The following is a 4,492-nucleotide window of genomic DNA, read 5'->3' on the forward strand; positions in this document are numbered from 1 at the left end:
GACCCGCGCGCCGATGGACGGGACGCCGGTGGCCGCGGCCTCCAGCGCCACCATGCCCAGCCCCTCGACACGGCCGGTGGCGGTTTCGAGGCTGGGCACGACCAGCATCGCGGCGCGGCGCATATGCGCCAGCACGACATCATACGGCTGCGGGCCCAGGAAGGACACGCGATCGGCGATGCCCAGCGCCGCCGCCTGTTCCATCAGGCGGCCCTTGAGCGGGCCATCGCCGATGATGGCGAGGCGGGCCCGGCTGTGCCGCGGCGCGAGGCGCGCGAAGGCCCGCAGCAGGTACGTCGTGCCCTTGAGTTCGACCAGCCGGGCGACATGCAGGATGGTGGGGGTTTCCTGATCCGGCGCACGCGGGCGGATGGCGGCGCAATCCACCCCGATATAATGCACGTGCGTGCGCTCGGCCGGAAAGCCCAGCGCCAGGGCGCGGGCATGCAGGAAATGGGAATTGCACAGGAAAAGCTGCCCCTGGCGGGCCAGCGCGCGCCGATGGAGCGGATAATTCGCCCAGGCGGGCGAGCGCAGGAAATGCGCGGTCGCGAGCGTGACGTCGAAACCGTGGAAGGTGGTGACCAGCGGCACGCCGAGACGGCGCGCCAGCGGCAGGGCATAGACCCCGTCCACCCCGAAATGCGCATGCACCAGGGCGGGCCGATGCCCGGCCAGCAGCCGCAGATAGGGCGCGGGACTGCGCGTGAGCATCTGGGCGCCGATGCGGGGATAGACCAGATGGCGCAATCCTTCGGACAGCAGCACGGTCCGGGCGCCGTCGGGTCCGGGGCCATAGCGCAGGCGACCGGTATAGAGGGGCGCATGGCGGCGCAGGGCCTGGGCCTGCTGGACGATGAAGGTTTCGGACAGACGAAACAAATTCTGACGAAAGAGAACGATGTCGCGCAATACGGCCCCCTGTTGGCCTGGTGCGGCCGGGTGGCACCCTACAGAAACGGCGGGACGAGGCGAAGGGGGCGCGATCGGGACTGGACAGGCGCGGTCCGGGGCCATAACCCGTGGCCTGTCCCCCTTCCTTTTTCTGCGGACGCCCGCGGGCGTCCGGCGCCGGATGCCATGACGATACCCGCCCGCGTGCATTTCTGCTGGATCGGCCCGACCCTGCCCTGGGCCTATGTCTTCGCCGTGCTGTCGGCGGCAGCCCGGAGCGGGATGGACGAGGTGATCCTGCACCATACCGACGCACTGGCCGAGGGACCCGAAATCCGAGCGCTGCGGGCGGCGGCGCGGGTGCGGCTGTCGCGGATCGACCCGGCGGCCTATCTGGCGGCGGTCGAGCGGGCGGCGGGGATCACGGAGGGGCGACTGAGCGCGTTCTACCAGTCGGTCCCGCGTCCGGTGCAGCGGGCGGATATCCTGCGCGTGGCGATCCTGTATCGCGAAGGCGGCGTGTATCTGGACCTGGATACGATCACCGTCGCGTCGTTCCGGCCGCTGCTGGGGGCCGCGCAGTTCGTCGGCACCGAATTCATCGTCTGGCCGCAGGCGGTGTGCGCCACACGCGACCGGCGCATCCGCGCGCGGCATACGGCGCTGGCCGTGCTGCGCAGGGTGCTGCGCACCATCCCGCTTGGCTGGAAACTTTTCCGGCGGGTTACGCATCTTTACTGCCGCGGGATGAACAACGCGGCGATGGGCGCACAGGCGGGCAGCCCGTTCTTTGCGACCTGCCTGCGGCACATGCTGGCGATGTCGCCGCAGGAGCGGGTACGGCCCTATGCGCTGGGGCCGCATCTGCTGGACGCGTTGGCGGCGTGCGGGGAAAGCGGCACGTTGACGGTGCATGACCCGGCAATCTTCTACCCGATGCCGCCCGAGATTTCCGAACATCTGTTCCGCCGCGGCCGGCATGTCCGCGCGCAGGACGTGCTGCAGCCCGGAACCTGCGTGGTGCATTGGTATGCATCGGTGCGCACCAAGCAGCGCGTCGCGCGGATTACCCCCCGATCGGTCCAAGCCGACCGGGAGCGGCAGCTATTCAGCGCGCTGGTGAGCATGGTTCTGGAAACCTTGCCCGACGAGGACTAGGCTTTTTCACTGAATACCGGTTCGGTGGAAAAGCTCTATTGTCCCGATTCCGAAATTCGCAAGCGAATTTTTGAATCGAAAGGATAATAGAATCAATATTTTAGTGGCCTGCTGATCCGAGAAATTCTCATAAGAATTTCTCGGATCAGCAGGCCACTATGTTGTTATTTCATCAAGCATCTTCGCCCGTTCAAACGAGCATGCCGCCACCATCGACGACGAGCACCTGCCCGGTCGAAAAACCCTGTTCCATCAGGAAAAGATAGGCCTTGGCCAAATCGGCGGATTCGCCGATCCGTCCGACGGGCAGGGCCTGGGCGGCGGCCTGGTACATGGCCTGGCGCTGGGGGTCGGGCATGTCGCGCCAGAGCGGCGTGCGCACGAAGCCGGGGGAGACGATATTGACACGCAACGGCGCCAGTTCCACCGCCAGCGCGCGGGTCAGGCCCTCCATTGCCGCGCAGATGCTTGCCCCCAGGGTCCAACCCTGCTGAGGCGGGCGGGCGCCCGCGATGCCGGATGTCAAAACGATCGAACCGCCTGGCCGGATTGCGGATGCGGCAAATTTCGCGGCAGCCAGCGCGCCCCAATAACGGATTTCGAAGAAATCGCGTGCGCTGTTCAACGTGAGATCGGACAGCGTGCCGCACAACAATGTTTCGCCCGCGGTGTAGACGAGGTGGTCGAATGGCCCGATCCGGGTGAACAGGTCGCGGATCTGGTCCGCGCTGCGCAGGTCGGCGACGTGGCCCTGGGCGTTGGGCGGCAATTGCGCCAGCGTGGCCCGCACATTTTGCGGATCGTGCGATACGACCAGCGGCACGCCCCCGGCACGGGCGACATCCCGGGCGACTGCCTGCCCGATACCCGACGTGCCGCCCAGAATGACGACCTGCTTGTTCTCGAGAGTCATGTCCATGCTCCATCCCTATGACCGGATGACCCGGCACAGGGAGGATCGCGCTGGACACAGCATGATTCGAGCGCAATCATGTCACTATAAGCATGACGGACAATCATGATGGACGCGCGGTTGCTGAGCGGAATCGGAACGATGATCGCGGTGGCGGAAACCGGAAACTTTGCCCGGGCTGCGGAAAGCCTGGGCTTGACCCCGTCGGGTGTCAGCCGGGCGATCGGGCGGCTGGAGCAGCGCCTGGGTGCACGGCTGTTCAATCGCAATGCCCAGGCCACCGTCCTGACCGAAGCGGGGCGGCAGTTCGTGGCCGAGGTGACACCGCTGCTGGCCGGGATTGCCGATGCCGCGGCCCGGACCGGCGGCGAGACGCAGGCCGTGCGTGGCCGGTTGCGCGTGAATTGCGATTCCTGGTTTGCCAGCCTGATGCTGGCGCCGAAGCTGCAATCCTTTCTGGATGCCTATCCTGCGCTGACGCTGGATCTGGTCGTACGCGATACGCTGGGCGACCTGGTGTCGGACGGATTCGACGCCGCCATCCGGTTCGGCGTGCCGGAAGCGCCGGGGCCGGTGACGCGCAGATTGCTGGAGACACGGATCCTGACCTGCGCCGCGCCGTCCTATCTGGCGCGGCATGGACGGCCGAACCACCCATCGGCACTGGCCGATCCGGCGCATCATTGCCTGTTGTTCCGCGACCCGGCGACGGGACGGCCCTTCGACTGGGAATTTCATCGTGCCGACGAAATCCTGAGGGTTTCCGTGCATGGACGGCTGGTGCTGAACGATGTGGCGACGTCGATCGCGGCCTGCGTAGCTGGATTGGGCATTGCCCAGCCCATGGCGCTGGGCATCGACGCGGCGCTGCGCGACGGGCGGCTGGTCGAATTGTTTCCTGACTGGAACGGCGAATATTTTCCGCTGCATGCCTATTACCCGTCGCGCCATCTGCCGCCGGCCAAGGTACGGGCCTTTCTGGATTTCGTCCTGGCGGAGGTGGCGTAGCGGGTCAGGCCGGCGGCATGGTCAGGTCCAGCACCCAGGTTTCACCCTGGAGCGGCAGGCCGAACACGGCGTGGGGAGCGGTTTCCGTCAGGCGGAAGCCGTTTCGGGCATAGAGCCGGCGGGCGCCGTCCAGCACCGTCTGGGTCCAGAGGGTGAGCCGGCCATAGCCGCAATCGCGCGCAAACGCGACGCAACGTGCGATCAGTTCGCCGCCGATGCCGCGGCCGCGGGCGAAGGGTTCGACATAGAGCAGCCGCAGCCGCGCAATGCCGCCGCCTTCGTCCGTCAGCATGACGGAACCGGCCGCGACGCCGTCCAGTTCGGCCACCCAGCATTGTTCGCGCCCCGGCTTGAAATCGCGCAGGAAGGCGGCTGCGGCGTCCAGCACCGCGACTTCGAGCCCCCTGCCCCAGCCATTTTCCTGCTGGTAGAGCAGTGCCTGCCGCGCCGCGATCTGGCCCAGATCGCCGGCGCGGAAGGGACGGATGGCGACCGCGCCGCCCGAAGCCGGGTCCAGCC

Annotated in this window: 5 protein-coding genes; 2 read left to right on the top strand and 3 right to left on the bottom strand. The window is 67.1% G+C overall.

The features are described 5' to 3' along the window. On the bottom strand, nt 1-912 hold a 912-nt coding region (locus tag HUK84_RS11150; protein ID WP_176640361.1), incomplete at its 3' end, for a glycosyltransferase. A 168-nt stretch (nt 913-1,080) separates the two neighbouring features. Here HUK84_RS11150 and HUK84_RS11155 point away from each other — a divergent pair. Next, nucleotides 1,081-2,052, top strand: coding sequence for a glycosyltransferase (locus HUK84_RS11155; protein ID WP_176640362.1), 972 nt, complete (start codon nt 1,081-1,083; stop codon nt 2,050-2,052). 190 nt (nt 2,053-2,242) lie between these two features. Here HUK84_RS11155 and HUK84_RS11160 read toward each other — a convergent pair whose 3' ends face one another. Continuing rightward, the gene (locus HUK84_RS11160; protein WP_176640363.1) at nt 2,243-2,965 is read right to left on the bottom strand and encodes an SDR family oxidoreductase; all 723 of its coding nucleotides are present in this window, start codon (nt 2,963-2,965) and stop codon (nt 2,243-2,245) included. A 105-nt stretch (nt 2,966-3,070) separates the two neighbouring features. On the opposite strand from HUK84_RS11160, the gene HUK84_RS11165 reads away from it, so the two are divergent. Further along, nucleotides 3,071-3,973, top strand: a complete 903-nt coding sequence (locus HUK84_RS11165; RefSeq protein WP_218064326.1) for a LysR family transcriptional regulator — start codon at nt 3,071-3,073, stop codon at nt 3,971-3,973. Nucleotides 3,974-3,977: 4 nt separating this feature from the next. Here the strand turns inward: HUK84_RS11165 and HUK84_RS11170 are convergent. Beyond that, a partial coding sequence (locus HUK84_RS11170; protein ID WP_176640364.1) for a GNAT family N-acetyltransferase occupies nt 3,978-4,492 on the bottom strand: 515 nt, incomplete at its 5' end.

This window comes from Nguyenibacter vanlangensis, from assembly GCF_013376155.1.
Classification (GTDB): Bacteria; Pseudomonadota; Alphaproteobacteria; order Acetobacterales; family Acetobacteraceae; genus Gluconacetobacter; species Gluconacetobacter vanlangensis.

Excerpts from the sequence above, each read along its gene's own strand:
- HUK84_RS11165 (WP_218064326.1), top strand. The coding sequence starts at position 3,071 with ATGATGGACGCGCGGTTGCTGAGCGGAATCGGAACGATGATCGCGGTG.
- HUK84_RS11160 (WP_176640363.1), bottom strand. The coding sequence starts at position 2,965 with ATGACTCTCGAGAACAAGCAGGTCGTCATTCTGGGCGGCACGTCGGGT.
- HUK84_RS11155 (WP_176640362.1), top strand. The coding sequence starts at position 1,081 with ATGACGATACCCGCCCGCGTGCATTTCTGCTGGATCGGCCCGACCCTG.